18 protein-coding genes are annotated in these 19,004 nt (G+C 68.2%); 11 read left to right on the forward strand and 7 right to left on the reverse strand.

All coding sequences use genetic code 11. The annotated features are described in order from the left end of the window. Nucleotides 1-166: 166 nt before the first annotated feature. A complete protein-coding gene (locus WS64_RS28605) occupies nucleotides 167-1,072 on the reverse strand; it encodes a choline sulfate utilization transcriptional regulator (RefSeq protein ID WP_060968439.1) in 906 nt (301 codons plus the stop codon). Between the two features lie 239 nt (nucleotides 1,073-1,311). On the opposite strand from WS64_RS28605, the gene betC reads away from it, so the two are divergent. The 4 genes from betC to WS64_RS28625 all read left to right on the forward strand — a co-directional run bounded on the left by betC (nucleotide 1,312) and on the right by WS64_RS28625 (nucleotide 6,760). After that, the gene (gene betC, locus WS64_RS28610; RefSeq protein ID WP_060968440.1) at nucleotides 1,312-2,847 is read left to right on the forward strand and encodes a choline-sulfatase; all 1,536 of its coding nucleotides are present in this window, start codon (nucleotides 1,312-1,314) and stop codon (nucleotides 2,845-2,847) included. A gap of 45 nt (nucleotides 2,848-2,892) precedes the next feature. Next, nucleotides 2,893-3,861: a choline ABC transporter substrate-binding protein gene (gene choX / locus WS64_RS28615; protein WP_060968441.1), complete on the forward strand. Its 969-nt coding sequence runs from the start codon at nucleotides 2,893-2,895 to the stop codon at nucleotides 3,859-3,861. A gap of 260 nt (nucleotides 3,862-4,121) precedes the next feature. Next, the gene (locus tag WS64_RS28620) at nucleotides 4,122-5,261 is read left to right on the forward strand and encodes a porin (RefSeq protein WP_059584379.1); all 1,140 of its coding nucleotides are present in this window, start codon (nucleotides 4,122-4,124) and stop codon (nucleotides 5,259-5,261) included. 248 nt (nucleotides 5,262-5,509) lie between these two features. Beyond that, nucleotides 5,510-6,760 carry an MFS transporter gene (locus WS64_RS28625; protein WP_060968622.1) on the forward strand — a complete coding sequence of 417 codons (1,251 nt, stop codon included), beginning with the start codon at nucleotides 5,510-5,512 and terminating at the stop codon, nucleotides 6,758-6,760. Between the two features lie 19 nt (nucleotides 6,761-6,779). Here WS64_RS28625 and WS64_RS28630 read toward each other — a convergent pair whose 3' ends face one another. The 5 genes from WS64_RS28630 to WS64_RS28650 all read right to left on the reverse strand — a co-directional run bounded on the left by WS64_RS28630 (nucleotide 6,780) and on the right by WS64_RS28650 (nucleotide 12,821). Next, nucleotides 6,780-7,142, reverse strand: a complete 363-nt coding sequence (locus tag WS64_RS28630) for a YbjQ family protein (RefSeq protein ID WP_060968442.1) — start codon at nucleotides 7,140-7,142, stop codon at nucleotides 6,780-6,782. Between the two features lie 132 nt (nucleotides 7,143-7,274). Beyond that, complete coding sequence (locus tag WS64_RS28635; RefSeq protein ID WP_060968443.1) at nucleotides 7,275-8,528, reverse strand: M20/M25/M40 family metallo-hydrolase; 1,254 nt, start codon at nucleotides 8,526-8,528, stop codon at nucleotides 7,275-7,277. A gap of 79 nt (nucleotides 8,529-8,607) precedes the next feature. Beyond that, nucleotides 8,608-10,320, reverse strand: coding sequence for a M36 family metallopeptidase (locus WS64_RS28640; protein WP_060968444.1), 1,713 nt, complete (start codon nucleotides 10,318-10,320; stop codon nucleotides 8,608-8,610). Nucleotides 10,321-10,800: 480 nt separating this feature from the next. After that, a complete protein-coding gene (locus WS64_RS28645; RefSeq protein WP_060968445.1) occupies nucleotides 10,801-11,745 on the reverse strand; it encodes a GlxA family transcriptional regulator in 945 nt (314 codons plus the stop codon). Between the two features lie 113 nt (nucleotides 11,746-11,858). Beyond that, entirely contained in the window at nucleotides 11,859-12,821 is a 963-nt protein-coding gene (locus WS64_RS28650) for a helix-turn-helix domain-containing protein (protein WP_060968446.1), read from the reverse strand. Nucleotides 12,822-13,062: 241 nt separating this feature from the next. Here WS64_RS28650 and WS64_RS28655 point away from each other — a divergent pair, with 241 nt between their 5' ends. The 7 genes from WS64_RS28655 to WS64_RS28685 are packed head-to-tail and all read left to right on the forward strand — an operon-like array spanning nucleotide 13,063 to nucleotide 18,562. Beyond that, nucleotides 13,063-14,220 carry an amine dehydrogenase large subunit gene (locus WS64_RS28655; RefSeq protein ID WP_060968447.1) on the forward strand — a complete coding sequence of 386 codons (1,158 nt, stop codon included), beginning with the start codon at nucleotides 13,063-13,065 and terminating at the stop codon, nucleotides 14,218-14,220. Nucleotides 14,221-14,227: 7 nt separating this feature from the next. Continuing rightward, entirely contained in the window at nucleotides 14,228-14,782 is a 555-nt protein-coding gene (locus WS64_RS28660) for a MauE/DoxX family redox-associated membrane protein (protein WP_059584391.1), read from the forward strand. Further along, nucleotides 14,779-15,414: a methylamine dehydrogenase accessory protein MauD gene (gene mauD / locus WS64_RS28665; protein ID WP_060968448.1), complete on the forward strand. Its 636-nt coding sequence runs from the start codon at nucleotides 14,779-14,781 to the stop codon at nucleotides 15,412-15,414. Before WS64_RS28660 ends, mauD begins: the two co-directional genes overlap by 4 nt. 39 nt (nucleotides 15,415-15,453) lie before the next feature. Then, nucleotides 15,454-15,999 (forward strand): methylamine dehydrogenase light chain, encoded by a 546-nt coding sequence (locus WS64_RS28670; protein ID WP_059643247.1) that lies wholly within the window; start codon nucleotides 15,454-15,456, stop codon nucleotides 15,997-15,999. Next, nucleotides 15,996-16,496, forward strand: a complete 501-nt coding sequence (locus tag WS64_RS28675) for a c-type cytochrome (protein WP_060968449.1) — start codon at nucleotides 15,996-15,998, stop codon at nucleotides 16,494-16,496. Before WS64_RS28670 ends, WS64_RS28675 begins: the two co-directional genes overlap by 4 nt. A gap of 59 nt (nucleotides 16,497-16,555) precedes the next feature. Beyond that, nucleotides 16,556-17,023, forward strand: a complete 468-nt coding sequence (locus WS64_RS28680) for a c-type cytochrome (RefSeq protein ID WP_244166670.1) — start codon at nucleotides 16,556-16,558, stop codon at nucleotides 17,021-17,023. 33 nt (nucleotides 17,024-17,056) lie between these two features. Then, nucleotides 17,057-18,562, forward strand: coding sequence for an aldehyde dehydrogenase family protein (locus WS64_RS28685; protein WP_060968451.1), 1,506 nt, complete (start codon nucleotides 17,057-17,059; stop codon nucleotides 18,560-18,562). A 147-nt stretch (nucleotides 18,563-18,709) separates the two neighbouring features. Here WS64_RS28685 and WS64_RS34670 read toward each other — a convergent pair whose 3' ends face one another. After that, on the reverse strand, nucleotides 18,710-18,877 hold the full coding sequence (locus WS64_RS34670; RefSeq protein WP_155644555.1) for a hypothetical protein: 168 nt from the start codon (nucleotides 18,875-18,877) through the stop codon (nucleotides 18,710-18,712). Between the last annotated feature and the right edge of the window lie 127 nt (nucleotides 18,878-19,004).

Here is a 19,004-nt window from a genome sequence, read left to right on the forward strand (position 1 = left end):
GGCAGGGGGCGTACGGCCGCGCGGCGGCGCACGACAGCGCCGCGCCGCGCGGGTAGCGGGAGGCTCAAGTAAATCAGGACGATTTCGCGGCGGATAGAACCAACGCGCCGTGTGGCTGGTATCGGTGCGCCAGCGGGCGGGCGAGGGCCGCAGGGTGAGGCCCGCGTCAGGCCCCCGCGCACGCGTCGAGCAGCCAGCGCCGGAACACGTGGGTCGCGTCCGGCTCCGGCCGCTGCGGCGGCCGCACCAGGAAGTAGCCGCGCGACGTGACGACGGGCGCATCGACGAGCTTCACGAGCTGGCCGCTCGCGACGAGTTCGTCGACGAGCGGCGACCAGCCGAGCGCGACGCCTTCGCCGAGCAGCGCCGCGTGGATCACGAGCGCATAGCTGTTGAAGGTCACGCCGCGGGCGGCGGCCGGCGGTTCGAGCCCGTGCGCGTCGAACCAGCCCGCCCACGACAGCCAGCGCTCGGGGCGCGTCGGCTGCACGTGCAGCAGCGGTAGCGCGAGCAGGTGGTCGGCCCGCGCGACGCCCCGGTGCGCGTCGCGAAACGCGGGCGAGCACACGGGCGTGACGGATTCCGGAAACAGCCGCGCGGCCGTGCACGACGGCCAGTGGCCGTCGCCGAACAGGATCGCGATGTCGCCGTGGTCGCGTTGCGCGTCGTAATCCTGTGACGTGACGACGCGCACGTCGACGTCCGGCATCACGCGCTTGAGCCCGGCCAGGCGCGGCATCAGCCAGTAGGTCGCGAAACCGAAGTCGGTGACGATCGTGAGCGCGCCGTGCTGGCGGCGCGCGCGCAGCGTCGCGGTCGCGCCGCGCAGCGTGTCGAGGCTCAGCCGCACGGCTTCGTACAGGCACTCGCCGTCGGCCGTCAGCGTGACGCCGCGCGGGCTGCGTTCGAACAGCGGCACGCCGAGTTCGGCTTCGAGCTGGAACACTTGCTGGCTCACGGCCGGCTGCGTCGAGCCGAGCTCGCGCGCGGCGGCCGTGAAGCTCGCGAGCCGGGCGGCCGATTCGAACGCGCGCAGCGCCTGCATCGACGGTAACGGTTCGGGTTTCGACATAAGTCCCTCTAATGGCCCCATAAGGGCCGGACGCCTACCCGCACGAATTCGGGCGGGCGATAGTGCAGCGGACGGTACGGCACATGCGCTTCACGCGCCGGCGGCAACGGATTCCGCGATTCTAGCCAGCGCGGCCCCGGCGCGCGGCAGTTTCCGCGGGTCGCCTCCGTCATGCCGGACGTCTCGCTGCCGGAGCGGCGAGCCGTTCCATTCGAACACCGCTTTTCCCACGATCGCCGATGACGAACCCGACACCCAACATCCTGATCCTGATGGCCGACCAGCTCACGCCGTTCGCGCTGCCCGCGTACGGCAACCGCGTCGCCCGCACGCCGACGCTCGACCGGCTTGCGGCCGAAGGCGTGGTGTTCGACGCCGCGTACTGCGCGAGCCCGCTGTGCGCGCCGTCGCGCTTCTCGCTGCTGACCGGCAAGCTGCCGTCGGGCATCGGCGCCTACGATAACGCCGCCGAATTGCCCGCGCAAACGCTGACGTTCGCGCACTACCTGCGCGCGGGCGGCTACCGGACGATGCTGTCTGGCAAGATGCACTTCTGCGGGCCCGACCAGTTGCACGGCTTCGAGGAGCGCCTCACGACCGATATCTATCCTGCCGATTTCGGCTGGGTGCCCGACTGGGACAGCCCGACCGAGCGGCCGAGCTGGTATCACAACATGAGCTCGGTGCTCGACGCCGGCCCGTGCGTGCGCACGAACCAGCTCGACTTCGACGACGAAGTGACATTCGCCGCGAAGCAGAAGCTGTACGACGTCGCGCGCGAGCGTGCGGCCGGACACGATGCGCGGCCGTTCTGCATGGTCGTGTCGCTGACCCATCCGCACGACCCGTATGCGATCACGCGCGAATACTGGGATCGCTACGACGATGACGAGATCGACATGCCGGCCGTGCGGCTCGATGCGGCCGAAAGCGATCCGCATTCGCAGCGGCTGCGCTTCGTCTGCGAGAACGACCGCACGCCGCTGACGGACGCGCAGATCCGCGCCGCACGCCGCGCGTATTACGGCGCGACGTCCTATGTCGACACGCAGTTCGGCAGCGTGCTGGCCGCGCTCGAGCAATGCGGGTTCGCCGACGACACGATCGTGATCGTCACGTCCGACCACGGCGACATGCTCGGCGAGCGCGGGCTCTGGTACAAGATGACGTTCTTCGAGGGCGGCTGCCGCGTGCCGCTGATCGTGCATGCGCCGGGCCGCTTCGGCGCCGCGCGCGTGCGCGGGCCCGTGTCGCACGTCGATTTGCTGCCGACGCTCGTCGACCTGGCCGGCGCGGCGCCCGCCGGCGGCTGGCCGGACCCGGTCGACGGCGCGAGCCTCGTGCCGCACCTGCACGGCACGCCCGCGCACGACGTCGCGCTCGGTGAATACCTCGCGGAAGGGGCGCTCGCGCCGATCGTGATGATCCGCCGCGGCGACTGGAAATACGTGCATTGCCCGGCCGATCCCGACCAGCTCTACAACCTGTCGGACGACCCGCGCGAGCTCACGAATCTGGCCAGTCGGCCGGAAGCCGCCGACGTGCTCGCCGCGTTCCATGCGGAGGCCGGGCAGCGCTGGAACCTGCCCGAGCTGGACCGGCAGGTGCGCGCGAGCCAGCGGCGCCGGCGCTTCCATTACGCGGCGACGACGCAGGGCCGCATCCACGCGTGGGACTGGCAGCCGTTTACCGACGCGAGCCAGCGCTACATGCGCAATCACATCGAACTCGACACGCTCGAGGCGATGGCGCGTTTTCCGCGCGTCGGGCGCTGAACGTCCGGCAGTGCGAACATTGACGAACGACGGAGGAAGCGGACGATGAAACGGCAATGCAATGCAGCAATCCGAAGGATCGGCGCGGCGCTCGCCGCCGCCGCGTGCGTGGCGGCGACGCAGCCTGCGGCTGCCGCCGATCCGCACACGTGCGGCGACGTGAAGATGGCGGCGCCCGGCTGGACCGACATCGACGCGACGAACGCGATGGCGGGCGTCGTGCTGAAGGCGCTCGGCTACCGGCAGGCGGTGGCGAACCTGTCGGTGCCGATCACGTACCAGGGCTTGAAGAAAGGGCAGGTCGACGTATTCCTCGGCAACTGGATGCCCGCTCAGGCGCCGCTCGTGAAGCCGTTCGTCGACGAAAAATCGATCGACGTGCTGCATGCGAACCTGAGCGGCGCGAAATTCACGCTCGCGGTGCCCGACTATGTGGCCGCCGCCGGCGTGCATACGTTCGCCGATCTCGCGCGCTACGCGGACCGCTTCGACGGCAAGATCTACGGGATCGAGCCCGGTGCGCCCGCGAACCAGAACATCAAGCGGATGCTGTCCGACCACGCGCTCGGGTCCGCGAACTGGTCGCTCGTCGAATCGAGCGAGACGGGCATGCTCACGCAGGTCGAGCGCGCGGTGCGCGACAAGCGCTGGATCGTGTTTCTCGCGTGGGAGCCGCATCTGATGAACACGAAGTTTCATCTGACGTATCTGTCGGGCGGCGATGCGTATTTCGGCCCGAACTACGGCGGCGCGACGGTCAACACGGTCGCGCGTGCCGGGTTCGCCGGCCAGTGCGCGAACCTCGCGCGGCTGTTCCGGCAGATGACGTTCTCCGTCGACGTCGAGAACCGGATGATCGCCGACATGCTCGACAACAAGACGCCGCCCGCGCTCGCGGCGCAGCATGCGCTGAAAGCCGAGCCCGCGCTGGTCGCCGGCTGGCTCGACGGCGTGACGACCGCGGCCGGCGCGCCGGGCCTGCCGGCCGTGCGCGCGGCCCTCGACGGCCGCTGATCGCCTCCCTCCGGGCGGCCGGTTTTTGCCGTGCCGCCTGTCTACGTGTTTTCCCGACCCGTCGCATCGTGACCATTTAGTGTCGCCTTCAGACGGGTGACCCGAAATATGGGTTTGTATTTTTCGCCAATGGCTGCGTTATTGCGGAAAACGAAATACCGAAGCCAGCGGGGCGGTCTGAATTCGAATCCACCGGCGCATCGCGGCACGCGCCGGGACGAGATTCTATCCATCGAATGGTTCAGGGAGGGTGGTCGACAATGAAGCACACGAAAGTTGCCGTAGCCGCCGCGCTTGCATGCGCGGCCTGTATTCCCGCCATCGGACACGCGCAAAGCAGCGTGACGCTGTACGGGATTCTCGACGCCGGTATCACGTACGTGAACAACACGGGCGGCTCGCACGTGGTCAAGTTCGACGACGGCGTCGCGTACGGAAACCGCTTCGGCCTCAAGGGCACCGAAGACCTGGGCGGCGGCCTGAAGGCCGTGTTCGTGCTCGAGAGCGGCTTCCGTCTCGGCAACGGGCAACTCGGCTTCGGCGGTGCGGAATTCGGCCGGCAGGCGTATGTGGGCCTGCAGAACGACTGGGGCACGTTGTCGTTCGGCAACCAGCTCGACATCACGAACGAACTCGTGTCGATCTACAACATCTCGGCCTGGGGCAGCGGTTATGCGATCCACCAGGGCGACTTCGACCGCTTCAACGGCGACCGCCTGCCGAATTCGGTGAAGTTCCTGTCGAACGACATGAGCGGCTTCAAGTTCGGCGCGATGTACTCGTTCGGCAACGTCGCGGGCAACTTCCACCGCAACAGCGCATGGAGCGCGGGCGCGAGCTTCACGAAGGGCGACTTCTCGATCGGCGCCGCGTACACGCGCCTGAACAACCCGAACGGCATCTACGCGTTCGACCCGTACGCGATGATCGGCACGCACACGTTCCTCGGCCAGCAGACCGTCACCGTCGATCCGGCGACCGGCGCACGTACCGACCTGTTCGCTAACACGCCGATGGGTGTCGACAGCCAGGGCACGTTCGGCATCGGCACGAGCTACACGATCGGCAAGCTGACGCTCGATGCCAACTACTCGTACACGACGATCAAGGGCTTCGGCCAGTCGTCGCACATGCAGGTGTACGAAGGCGGCGGCCTGTACCAGTTCACGCCGGCGCTGAGCTTCATCGCCGGCTACCAGCACACGCGCTTCGAAGGCCATCACTGGAACCAGGGCACGGCGGGCCTGCATTACCTGCTGTCGAAGCGCACGGACGTGTACATCTCCGGCGACTACCTGCGCGCGTCGCAGGGCGTCGATGCGGTGATCGGCTACAGCTTCACGCCGTCGACGACGCAGACGCAGGCCGACGTGCGGATCGGGATGCGGCATTCGTTCTGAGCGGGTAGGTGCCGTGTAGTGATGTGACGTCTTCAGCGAGGTCTCTCTTTGGCGCGAACCGTGGTTCGCGCTTTTTTTTGCGCGATGCCGCGGCTCGACGGGGCGCGTGGCCGGCGGCCGGCCGGTTTTCGGCGGTTGGCATATCATCGCGGTTTGGCCGCGCCTGCACCGTTGCCGCGCGCACGCATTCGCATGTGTCGTCGTTTCCCGAACGGCTGCGGTGCGCACCGCCAACCGCCGAGACCCCGATGACCACCCCCGTGCCCGATTCCAGTCCTTTATCCCCGTTACCCGCCAACCTGTTCCGCCATGCACCGTTCCAGCGCTTCTGGGGCACGCGCGTGATGTCGTCGCTGGCTTTCCAGATCCTGTCGGTCGCGATCGGCTGGTACGTGTACGCGCTCACGCACAGCGCGTTCGCACTCGGCCTCGTCGGCCTCGCACAGTTCGTGCCGATGTTCGCGCTGACGCTCGTCGTCGGACAGGTGGCCGACCGCTACGACCGCCGGCGCATCGCGACGATCTGCCAGAGCGTCGAAGCACTGGTCGCCGGCGTGTTCCTGCTCGGTGCGCTGCAAGGGTGGCTGGCCGCGCCGGCCGTGTACGCGCTCGCGGCGGTCGTCGGCACGGCCCGCGCGTTCGAGTCGCCGTCGGTGTCGTCGCTGCTGCCGGCCGTCGTGCCGCGCACCGACCTGCCGCGCGCGACCGCGCTGTCGACGTCCGCGAATCAGGCCGCGCAGATCCTCGGGCCCGCGTGCGGCGGGTTGCTCTACGGTGTCGGCGCACCCGTCGCGTTCGGCACGAGCGTCGCGGCCTTCGCGGTCGCGGCGGTGCTGAGCGGCACGATTCCGCTGCGCGGCGCGCCGCCTGCGCGCGAGCCGGTCACGCTGCGCTCGGTGTTTTCGGGCATCGCGTTCATCCGGCGCGAACCGGCGATTCTCGGCGCGCTGTCGCTCGACCTGTTCGCCGTGCTGTTCGGCGGTGCAACCGCGCTGCTGCCGATCTATGCGCGCGACATCCTGCAGGTCGGCCCGTGGGGACTCGGCGCATTGCGCGCGGCGCCGGCGGTCGGCGCGCTCGCGGGCACGCTGTGGCTCACGCGCTTCCCGTTGAAGGGGCGGCCGGGCCGTGCGATGTTCGGCGGCGTGATCGCGTTCGGCATCGCGACGATCGTGTTCGGGCTGTCGAGGCATTTCGTGCTGTCGCTCGTCGCGCTGGCGGCACTTGGCGCATCGGATGTCGTGAGCGTCGTCGTGCGGCTGTCGCTCGTGCAACTGCGCACGCCCGACGACATGCTCGGTCGCGTGAGCGCGGTCAATTCGCTGTTCATCGGCACGTCGAACCAGCTCGGCGAATTCGAATCGGGCGTGACGGCGGCATGGTGGGGCGCGCCGGCCGCGATCGTCGTCGGCGGCATGGCGACGATCGCCGTCGCGCTGGCGTGGATGCGGCTCTTTCCGCAGCTCACGAACATGAAGTCGCTCGAACGCGATGCGTGACGCGTGATGCGCGTTCCCGTCACGCGTCCTGCATCACGCGCACGGCCGTGCCGTAGCAGATGACTTCCGTGACGCCCGACCCGATCTCGGTCGAGTCGTAGCGCATCGCGACGATCGCATTCGCACCGAGCTTGCGCGCATCGGCGAGCATCTTGTCGAAAGCCTGCTCGCGCGCCTTCTCGCACAGCGACGTATAGAGCGTGATGTTGCCGCCGAAGATCGTCTGCAGCGACGCGCCGAACGAGCCGACGATCGAGCGCGAGCGCACGACGATACCCTGCGCGACGCCGAGCGAGCGGACGGTCGTATGGCCGGGCAGGTCGAACGCGGTCGTGACGCGATCGGGCGACAGGTCGTCGATGGAGCGGGTGGATTCGGTCATGGTGGGCGAGCGTGTAGCGAGTGGTCGAACGACGATTCTAGCCGGACGGAGCAGAGGCATTCGAACGGGCGCACCCGCGCGGGTGAACGCCCGTTTCGTTGCCGAACGAGAAAGCCGCTCGACGACGAACGCTCAGCGCTTGATCGTCGCGCCCGCCATGCCGCCGAGATCGACCGCATAGGCCAGCGCCAGCTTGCCGAATTTCAGCGCATGGTTCGCCTGTCGATCCGAGTTTTCCAGCGTGTCGTTCACCGTGTGAATGTACGGGCTGTCGTTCTGGTCTGCCTCGAACGGGAACGATGCCGGATACCCCTGCGCATTCCACGACGCGTGATCCGAGCACGCATAGCCGCACTGCGACGTGCCGATCGCGAGCTCGGGCAGGTAGGTCGCCGCCAGGTTCTTCACGTAGGTGTTCTGCGCCGCGTTCGTGTAGTCGGTGATCAGGTAGATATCCTTCGGATCGCCCTTGTAGTTCGTCATGTCGAGCTGCAGCACGCCGACCACGTTCGCATTCTGCGTGCGGAACTGCTTCGCGATCGCCTTCGAGCCGAGCAGGCCGGCTTCCTCGGCCGCGTACCCGACGAACTTGATCGTCCGTTTCGGCCGGTAGTTGTTCGCGAGCAGCACGCGTAGCGCCTCGGTCAGGCTGGCGATGCCCGACGCATCGTCGTCGGCGCCGGGCGAGCGCGTGTTCTCCGTCGTGCGGCCGACGGTCGAATCGAGGTGGCCGCCGAGCACGACGGTGCCCGCGGCCGGATCGCTGCCGCGGATCGTCAGGATCACGGATTTCTGCGGAAAACCGGTATGCGCGAACTGTTCGACGGTGATGTCGGCGCGCGAGCCGGCCAGCTGCTTCCACTGCAGCGCGAGCCAGTCGGACGCCGCGACGCCGTGCGACGTCGTGTAGTAGCGGTTCGTGAAGCCGGACAGCGACGTGATCGTGCCGACGATGTTGCTCGCCTGCAGTTGCTGGATCCACGCGCCGATCTGCGGCACGTTCGACACCGTGTACGCGGGGGCGGCGGCCTGTTTCGCGAGCGTCGCCGGCAACGGCTGCAGCGCCTGCCGCGCGTCGTCGAACGAATCGTGGACGACGTAGCCGGGCCCGTGGCCGCGCGTGTGGTGGACGGCGTGGGCCAGTTCGCCGAGCCGGGCATCGTCGATCTCGACGACGTGAACGGTTTCGCGGCGCGCGGCGCCGTCGGCCGCCTTGCCGGCGTCGACGCTCGCGCTGTATTGCGCGGTTGCGGACGCATCGATGCGTTGAAGCTGGCGGAACGCGGTGTCGCCGAGCGTGATCCAGACGGGTGTCGCGTGCGCGGCGGCGGTCAGCAACATGCCGCCCAGCGCGGCGCTGAGGCGGGTCGGTGTCAGAGTAGGCATGTTCGATCTCGTGAGGATGGCGATGTCGATGAAGGGAGCGCGCCGCAGGTCGTGCGATGCGCTCCCGCCTGCTGCGGGATTACGACTTCTGCGGGACGGTCACGCCGTACGTGCAGCTCTTGTTGTACGCGTTGCCGATCGCGGCGAGCTGCGCGTTGCTGTAGCCGAGCGCGGATGCGGCGGTCAGCACGGCCTGCGCGGCGGCCTTCTGGTTGGTCGAGCTGTTGGTCATCGACAGCCCCTTCAGGAACGCCTTGTCCATCGCCTGCGCGCCGATCGCGTCGCGCGCGACGAGGTTGCACGACGCCCAGTACTGGCCGGCCGTGTGGATCTCGGCGCCGCGCGCCTGCGCATAGGTGCGCCCGACGTTCCAGTTGGTCACGCGGCCGGCCCAGAACTCGTTGTGGCCGTCCCAGTTGTAGACCCAGTGATACTGCGCGTCCGACGGGCTCCACTGGTTGAAGTCGCGGCTGTACGCGGCGGCGAGATAGTCGCCGGTGCCTTCGGACAAGCCTTCCTGTTGCGACAGGCCGCCGTTGGTGACCCAGTCGTGGATGCCGTGGCCGAGCTCGTGGATCACGACGTCCGCGTCTTCCGCGTCGTCGACGCCGCCTTGCCCGAAGGTCAGCCGGCCGCTGCTCGACGAGTACGACGAGTTGTCGTCGCCCGATTCGCCGTGCGGGTCGTACTGCACGCCGCCCGTGTACTGATACGGCAGCGCCTTGATGCCGAGCGTCTGGTTCACGTAGCGCAGGAACGTGTCGATGTGGTAGTACACGTTCACGGCCTCGAAATACAGGTTGCCGCGCGTGAATTCGAACGCGGGCGTGGCCTGCGACGGGCAGGCCTTGTCGAGCGGCGCGTCGAAATCGACGCATGCCGCGTACGGGCCCGTCAGCGTGTAGCGCGTGCCCGACTGCGCGACATCCTTCAGCGTCACGCGCACGCGCGCGGCCGTGAGCTGCGTCGAATCGGCGTCGTTGCCGTCCTTGTAGCCCGTGCTGCCGTAGCTGCTCTTCGTCGGCGACAGCGGATCGGGGCGGAACACGAAGCCGGTGCCGTCGGTCGCGTAGAACGCCTTGTCCTCGGCGCGCAGCACTTCGCCGCTGCCCGCGTCGATCAACAGCTCCCAGTCGCCCTTCGGGCCGTCCTGCGGGCGGCCGCGCACCTTCCATGCGGTATGCGTGCCGGCCTTGTCGACGAACGCGACGAGCTGCGCATCCAGATGCGTGAAGCCGCTCACGCCGAGATACGCGCGGGCGCGCTCGAGCGCCTGCTGCTGGTCGACGGCCTGCGACTTGTGCGTCGTCGCGACCACGCCGTTGATCGTGTTGCTCGCGACGTACAGGATGCGGCCGTCCGTCGCGACGGTCACCGCGATGTCGCTGCCGTACACGGGCAATCCGGCGGCCTGCTGCTGCAGGCGCACGACGGTGAAGTCGGCGTCGTCGCGTTCCGACGTGACGACGAGGCTCGCGAGCGCGGTGGCGTCGAGCCCGAGCTGCGCCGCCTGCGACGCGATGAAGTCGCGCGCGGTGGCGGCGGGCGTCGCGGCGGCCTTCCTGGCGCGATAGGCCGGGTTGTACAGCGTGACGGCGACGCCGTCCGCGCGGAATTGCCCGGCGGCCGTATCGGCTTTCGCGGCCGGCGGCGCGACGCCGCGCGTCAGGCTTTCGCGCAGGCTCGCGGCCTGCGGATTCGACACTTTCGTATCGGCCAGGGTGCCGCCGACGATGCCGAAACCGAGCGCGAGACCCAGGGCGAGCGGCAATGCTTTGCGTGATGTCTGCATACGTGATCCTCATCTCAACGGTTGGACACGCCCGCGCGCTCGTGGCGAGCAGGCACGACACGGCCCGCGCACCGGTTCGATGGAACCGGTGCGGCGAAGCGGTGCTGGGAGTCTCGACTGACTAAGGAAACCTAACTGTCAGGTCGAAAAGAAGCGGGCAGGCGAAGCGGAGGAGAAGCGAACGGCAGGCAGGTGCGGCGACGGCGAATCGAGCATCGTCATGTCATACCCCTCGGATCGATATCGGATATCGGTTGGCAGCCTGCACGACCCGACGCGCGTGGAGATGACGCAAGCGTGTCGTTAGGCTCCCTATCTAACTTTGTTTGGTATGTTACAGAATATTTTCAACGACATTCCAGATTATTTTCGACGACCGCTTCGGTTGGCCGTTCAATCGCCGGCATTGTTGAGCGAACGGCGGGAAACGCTATCGGAACCCGCAATACCGCGCCGGATTGTAGTCAAAAGCCGCGACGATCAGCGCGTTGCCCGCCGGTCGTTGCGCGGGCTCATCCCGAATCGCGCGCGATAGGTGCGCGAGAAGTGCGACGGCGATTCGAAGCCGCACGCGACGCAGACCGACGTGATGCTCATGTCGGTCTGTTGCAGCAGCTCGCGCGCGCGATCGAGGCGCAGGTTCAGGTAGAAGCGCGTCGGCGTGTCGTTCAGCGTCGCGCTGAACAGCCGTTCGAGCTGACGCCGCGTGATCGACACCTCCCGCGCGAGCGCGTCGGAGCCGAGCGGATTCTCCATGTGCTGCTGCATCGTGCCGATCACCTGGATCAGCTTGCGGTTGTGCACGCCGTAGCGCGCGGCGATCTCGAGCCGCTGGCTGTCCGAGCGCTGCCGGATGCGGCTGACGACGAACTGCTCGGAGATCGCCGCCGCGAGGTCGGCGCCGTGCCGGCGGCCGATCAGGTCGAGCATCATGTCGATCGACGCGGTGCCGCCCGCGCAAGTGATGCGCCGGTCGTCGATCTCGAACAGCTCCTGCGTCGCGTTCAGGCCCGGGTAGCGCTCGCGGAACGCGGCGAGCGCTTCCCAGTGCAGCGTGAGCGATTGCGACGCGCCGAACAGCCCGGCTTCCGCGAGCACGAAGCTGCCCGTATCGATGCCGCCGAGCGTGGCGCCATGCCGGTGCTGGCGGCGCAGCCAGTCGCCGAGCGTACGCGTGTAGCAGACGAGCGGATCGAAGCCGGCGACGACGAACACCGTATCGACCCGCGGGACGTCCGCGCACGCGGCTTCGGCGGCGACCGGAATGCCGTTGCTCGCGGCGACGGGCGCGCCGTCCGCGCTGATCACGTGCCAGCGATAGAGCTCGGTGCGAAAGCGGTTCGCGACGCGCAGCGGCTCGACCGCGGACATGAAGCCGAGCGCGGAGAAGCCGGGCAGCAGCAGGAAGTGGAAATCCTCGGGCATCGGAGCGTGGGTGGAAGCGGGTGGACGTCGCGCACCGCGCGACGCGGCGAGCGGGCCGCGCCCGGCGCGCTCGCCGGACGTTCAAGCCCGATTATCGCGGGTTTTGCCGGCGCTCAGCGCGTTTTCGCACGATGCGCCGTCCGGCGCACGGTCGTCGACGGCAATTCGCCGAACTGGGCCTTGTACGCGTTCGCGAAATGCCCGAGATGCATGAAGCCCCAGCGCGCGGCCGCCTCGCTGATCGGCAGGTCGGATTGCCGCGTGTCGAGCAGCAGGCGCCGGACCTGCGCCAGGCGCAGCGAGCGCGTGTAGTTGAGCGGGCTCGTCTGGACGACCGACTGAAAGCTGTTCTGCATCGTGCGCCGGCTCACGCGCAATTGCGTGCAGAGGCTCAGGATGTCGACCGGCGCTTCCGGGTGCTCGATCACGTAGTCGTGCACGCGGCGCACGATGTCGGCGTGGCAGGCGTGCGTGAGCCGGTTCGACGGCTCGGGCATCCGGTACGTGAGGAGATCGACGAGCACGTTGCCGACGTCGGCGCGCATCGCGCACTGCGCGCGGGCCGAATCGAACGTGTCGGGCGCCGACAGCACGCGTTCGAGCAGCGTCGCGAGCTGCACGCTCGCGCGTTCGCGTGCGGCGACCGGCACCTCGACGACGCCGCGCCGCAGCGCGCGTGCGTCCAGCCGGACGTCGGCGGCATCTTCGATCTGCTGCATCAATTCGGGTTCGATGACCACGCCGATCAACGACATGTCGTCGGGTGAATGGAGTTCGAACGGTATGCCGCCGCGCGCCATCACGATCGTGCCGCGCTCGAGGCGCGCGTCGCCGAACGCGAAGGTGCCCGAGCCGGTCAGAGGCATGCCGAACACCGTATGGCCGTGCGGCAAACATCCGCGCTGGATGATGCGCACGTTCGCCGCTTCCTGGAAGAGCTGGACGCCATCGAGCACCGCGTATTTGACCGCGCTGCGATACGCGCCGGAGCCGATCTGATCGTAACGCTGATTCCAGCCGCGCAGCGCCTCCGCATGCCGGTCTGCGTCGTCGAACCTCTGATGAAACGCGAGCACGGCACCTCCGGCGATCGTTCGGACCGCGCAAGATTAAACCGACCGGGCGGTCGACGCAATACGGGCCAGCGCTATTCCGCGCGCGTGCTTCGGAGGGGCGCAAGGCATGCCGCCGCGAGGCTTTCACGCACATTTCCGATATCCCGAATCGGCACGTACGCGTTGCCGGTCCGGGTGCTGGACGCATTTATTGTCGAACTACAGTCGCCTCACACAACGTGAATTCCCCACTGGAGGCGGCATGAGGACAAGGCGACGAACCGCGGCGCTCGCGGCGACGCTGGCGTTGGCGGCGGCATGGGCCGGCAGCGCGAATGCGACGGAAAAACCCGAAGAGCTGGTCGTGCGGAAGATGCCGCCGTGGCATCCGCACGAGGTCTATGTCGTCGACATCTCGATGCCGTCGATGACCGACGGGCGCATCCACGTGTACGACGCCGACGCGAAGAAGCTGCTCGGCCAGATCGACGGCGGCTTCGCCCCCGGCTTCGCGATCTCGCCGGACCGCAAGACGAGCTTCGTCGCGACGACTTACTTCTCGCGCGGCTCGCACGGCACGCGCACCGACGTCGTCGAGATGATCGACAACACGACGCTCGATCATGCCGGCGAGATCGTGATTCCGGCGAAGCACGCGCAACACGTGCCGTCGCCGTACAACACCGCGTTCAGCGCGGACGGCAAGCGGCTGTACGTCGCGAACATCACGCCGGCCGCGTCCGTGACGGTGATCGACGCCGTCTCGAAGCAGGTGCTGTCGGAGATCGACATGGCCGCGTGCGTGCTCGCCTATCCGTCGGGTAACGACCGCTTCACCGCGCTGTGCGAAAGCGGCAAGGCGCTGACCGTCACGCTCGACGCGAACGGCAACGAGGCGAAGCGCACGATGTCGGACGCGTTCATCGACGTCGACAGGGATCCGGCGTTCGTGAACGCGTCGCGGTACGACGGCGGCTATCTGTTCACCACCTACGGCGGCAACGTGCGCAGCGCCGATTTCAGCGGCGACAAGCCGGCGTTCGGCAAGCCGTGGCCGCTGCTGACGGACGCCGAGCGCGCCGCGGGCTGGCGCCCGGGCGGCCTGCAGCAGACGGCCGTGCACGCGAAGCAGCACCGTTACTACGTGCTGATGCACAAGGGCGCCGACGGTTCGCACAAGGATCCCGGCACGCAGGTGTGGGTATACGACCTGAAGACGAAGCAGCGCGTCGCGCGCTGGGATCTCGCGCAGATGAAGGTCGAGCCGCTCGTGTCGATTCAGGTCAGCGAAGACGACAAGCCGCTCTTCTACGGGCTGACGGCGACCTCCGACCTCGTCGTGATGGACGCGCGCACCGGCGCGCTGCGGCACGTCGAGAAGCAGGTCGGCAATACGTCGTCGCTGCTCGTCAACCCGTGAGGCCGCGATGACACTCGATCCCGTACTCGCCACCGGCGCGCAGGCCGGCGCGGCCGCCGTCGTGCTGCTCGGCGCCTTCGCGAAGATGCGCCGGCCCGCCGCGTTCCGCCAGGCGCTTGCCGGCTACCGGCTGCTGCCCGATGCGCTGACCGCGCCCGTCGCGTTCGCGATTCCGCTCGCGGAAGTGGTCGCCGCGGTGGCGCTGCTGTTTCCCGACACACGCGCGGCCGGCGCGAGCGGCCTGATCGCGCTGCTCGCGGCGTTTGCCGCCGGGCTCGCGATCAATCTGCTGCGCGGCCGCACCGACATCGACTGCGGCTGTTCCGGCTTCACGGCCGCGCGTGCGGACGCACCGCGCGGCATCGGCTGGCTGCATGTCGGCCGCGTGCTGCTGCTCGTCGCGCTGGCCGCGACCGCCTTCGTCGAGCCGGGCGTGCGCGCCATCGTGTGGCTCGACTACCTGACGCTGTTCTTCTCCGTGCTGCTGATCGTCTGCGCGCTGCTCACCGTCGACGTGCTGCTCGCCAACGTCCCGCGCCTTTCTCATCTGAGGAATTCATGATGCAAACCGCTCTCACCGTTTCCACCGCCCTGTTGTGGGTGGCCGTCCTCGCGCTCGGCGCGATCTGCCTCGCGCTGGTGCGCCAGATCGGCATCCTGTACGAACGCATCATGCCGGCCGGCGCGCTGATGATCGACAAGGGGCCGGCGGTCGGCGCGATCGCGCCGACGTTCGAACTGACCGACATTCGCGGGTCGCACGTGAAGGTCGGCGGCATCGATGCAGCGGGCAAGGCCACGCTGCTGTTCTTCCTGTCGCCGACGTGCCCGGTCTGCAAGAAGCTGCTGCCGCTGCTGCCGTCGCTGCAGGCCGGTGAGGCGACGCCGGTGAACATCGTGCTCGCGAGCGACGGCGATGCCGACGAACACACGCGCTTCGCGCGAAAGCACGACCTCGGGCGCTTCCCGTACGTGCTGTCGCAGGAGCTCGGCCTCGCTTATCAGATCGGCAAGCTGCCGTATGCGGTCCTGCTCGACGAAACGGGCACCGTGCGCGCGAAGGGGCTCGTCAACACGCGCGAGCATCTCGAGAGCCTGTTCGAGGCGAAGGAGCGCGGCGTCGCGTCGTTGCAGCAGTTCGTGCACGGCGATCACGGCCACGATGCCCACGACGCGCACGCGCGGCACGCATGACCGGCCGAACCTTTTTCAACGTCATTGGAGAACGACGACATGGGCGTGTTTGATTCATGGTTCGAGCGGTCGGCGCGCGGCGTCGCGCAGCACAGCTCGCGGCGCGGCGCGATGGCGAAGCTCGGCAAGGTGCTGGTGGGGTCGGCGCTGTTGCCGCTGCTGCCCGTCGACCGTACCGCGTATGCGGCCGAGGCGGTGTCGGGGGCGTCAGGCGCATCCGGTGCCGCCGCGGCGGGCGCGAGCGACGACCCGACGAGCTGCGACTACTGGAAATACTGCGCGATCGACGGCTGGCTCTGCAGCTGCTGCGGCGGCACGTCGAGCAGTTGTCCGCCGGGTACGACGCCTTCTCCGATCACGTGGATCGGCACCTGCCGCAATCCGCACGACGGTTCGGACTACATCGTGTCGTACAACGACTGCTGCGGCAAGACCTCGTGCGGCAAATGCTTCTGCAACCGCAACGAGCGCGAGAAGCCGCTGTACAAGCTGTCGCTGAACAACGACATCAACTGGTGCATGGCGAACGGTAATTCGAATTACCACTGTTCGGTTTCGGTTCTGCTGGGAGCGGCAAAGCAATGAAAGTGAAGCAGGCAGGAAAGATCGTCGTGGCGTGCATGGCGGCCGTGGCGGCCTTCGCGTGGCCCGCCGCGGCGGGCGCACAGGCAACCGTCCATTACCCGGCCGGGAAAAGCCTGTTCGACGCGCAGTGCGTGGTGTGTCACCAGGCGGGCGGGAAAGGGCAGGACGGCCTCGCGCCGCCGCTGACCGAGTATCCGGGCAAGTATGCGGCGGCGGAAGCGGGGCGAGCGCAACTGATCGCGACGCTGCTGCACGGGATGTTCGGCGAGATCGACGTGCATGGCAAGCGCTACAACTTCAAGATGCCGTCGTTCGCGAGCGCGAGCGACGACGACATCGCGCACGTGCTCAACTACGTCGTGTTCGACCTCAACGCGCAGCACGGCGATGCGAAGCCGTTCACGGCCGCCGATATCCGCGCGGCGCGCGCGAAGCCGATGGACGGCGCGGCCGTGCATGCGCAGCGCGCGTCGGTGATCAAGGGGCTCGGCCTGTGAACGGCGTTCGCGCGCCGGCACGCGGCAGGCGGTGCGCGTTGGCGTCGCGGCTCGGCGGCATGTTGCATCGCCTGTCGTCCCGGCTGCTGCTGGCGGGCGTGGCGGCTTGCGCGTTCGCCGCGCCCGCACGGGCCGACGGCGCGGCCGATGCCGCGCTCGCGCGGCAGCACTGGGTGCTCAACTGCATGGGTTGCCACACGGCCACGGGTGGCGGCATTCCCGGCAAGGTGCCGCCGCTCGCGAATTCGCTCGGCTATTTCACGCACCTGCCGGCCGGGCGCGAGTACGTGATGCGCGTGCCCGGCGCGTCTAACTCGGCGCTGTCGGATCGGGAGCTGGCCGACGTGCTCAACTGGGTGCTGACGACGATGAACCGCGATGCGCTGCCGCGCGACTTCAAGCCGTATACGGCCGCCGAAGTCGCCGCGCACCGCCGTCCCGCATTGTCCGACGTCGCGACCGTGCGCGCCGGCCTCGTTCGCGCGTTGCAGGCGCGCGGGATCGACGGCGTCACGGATCGCTATTGACCGACTCATTCAACGAATCAAGGAAACGTGAACATGGAGACGAACCAAACCTTTGCGCTGCTCGACGCAACGCGCGCGTTTCTCGCGAAGCCGAAGAAGATGCTGATCGGCGCCGAATGGTGCGATGCCGCGTCGGGTCGCGAACTCGATGTGGTGAACCCGGCCGATGGCACCGTGATTGCACGGGTGCCCGAAGCCGACGAGCGCGACGTGCAGCAGGCGGTCGCTGCCGCGCGCCGCGCCTTCGATGCGGGCCCGTGGCGCAGCGCGAAGACCACCGACCGCGAGCGCCTGATGCTCGCGCTCGCCGACCTGATCGAAACCCACGCGCGCGAGCTTGCCGAGATCGAGTCGCTCGACAACGGCAAGCCGGTGATGGTCGCGCAGGGGCTCGACGTCGCGATGGCCGCGCAGTGCTTCCGCTACATGGCCGGCTGGGCGACGAAGATCGAAGGCAGCGTGATCGATGCCGGCATGCCGTACCTGCCGGACAGCGAGATCTTCGCCTATACGCGCAAGGAGCCCGTCGGCGTGGTCGGCGCGATCATTCCGTGGAATTTCCCGCTGCTGATGGCCGCATGGAAAATCGCGCCCGCGTTGGCGACCGGCTGCACCGTCGTGCTGAAGCCCGCCGAGGACACGCCGCTGAGCGCATTGCGGCTGGGCGAGCTGATCCAGGCGGCCGGGTTCCCGGACGGCGTCGTCAATATCGTCACCGGCTACGGTCACACGGCAGGCGCGGCGCTGTCGCGCGATCCGCGCATCGACAAGATCGCGTTCACCGGATCGACGCAGACGGGCAAGACGATCGGCCATGCGGCGCTCGACAACATGACGCGGATGTCGCTGGAACTCGGCGGCAAGTCGCCGGTGATCGTGCTGCCCGACGTCGATCTCGACAAGGCCGCGCTGGGCGTCGCGAACGCGATCTTCTTCAATCAGGGGCAGGTGTGCACGGCCGGGTCGCGCGCGTACATCCACTCGAAGGTGTTCGACGGCGTGATCGAGCGCGTCGCGAAGATCGCCGCGAGCCTGAAGATCGGCCCGGGGATGGATCCGGCCACGCAGGTCGGCCCGCTCGTGTCGGCGAAGCAGCGCGAGCGCGTATGCGGTTACATCGACTCGGGGTTCGGCGAGGGTGCGCGCGCGGCGGCGGGTGGCCGCGCGATCGACGGCCCCGGCTTCTTCGTCGAACCGACGGTGCTGGTCGATACGACGCATGCGATGCGCGTGGTGCGCGAGGAGATTTTCGGGCCGGTGCTCGTCGCGATGCCGTTCGACGACGTCGACACGGCCGTACGGCTCGCGAACGACACCCCGTATGGCCTCGGCGCGAGCATCTGGTCGAACGATCTTGCGGCGATCCACAAGCTGATTCCGCGTATTGCGGCCGGCACCGTGTGGGTCAACTGCCACTCGCTGCTCGACAACGCGTTGCCGTTCGGCGGGATGAAGCAGTCGGGCTTCGGCCGCGAACTCGGCCGCGCGGTGATCGACCAGTACACGGAAAGCAAGTCGGTGATGATGAACTACGCGTGAGCGTCGCGGCGAATGCGTGCGTTTCCGGCGTGTCGGGAACGCAAGCCCGGCCGTCACGCGCGGATCAGCACCCCCCGACAATGACGCACGCCGCGCCGGCGACGCGGATCGCGCTCGCCGAATGCCGCGCGATGCCAGGTATGCCGATCAGACGTTGTATCCCGCGTCGCGCATTAACTGGCGTGCCGCATCGCCGCGCGGGGCCTCCTCATCGAATCGCGCGCGAAGTTTCGCATCCGCGCCGCGCATCACGCCGCGGTACATGGGCGCGATGAGGGCGACAAGGGCGACGACGAAGAAAGCGGCAAGCATCATGGTGTTCCTTGGCGGAAAGATCGAAGACTGACGTCGCGACGGGCGGCCGTGTCCGTCTGCATTCGTTCCGGCGACGCGCGACGTCCGGGCCCGGTGCGGCACGGCAACGGGGCGAGCCGCGCGCGAA

It is taken from the genome of Burkholderia anthina (assembly GCF_001547525.1).
GTDB lineage: Bacteria > Pseudomonadota > Gammaproteobacteria > Burkholderiales > Burkholderiaceae > Burkholderia > Burkholderia semiarida.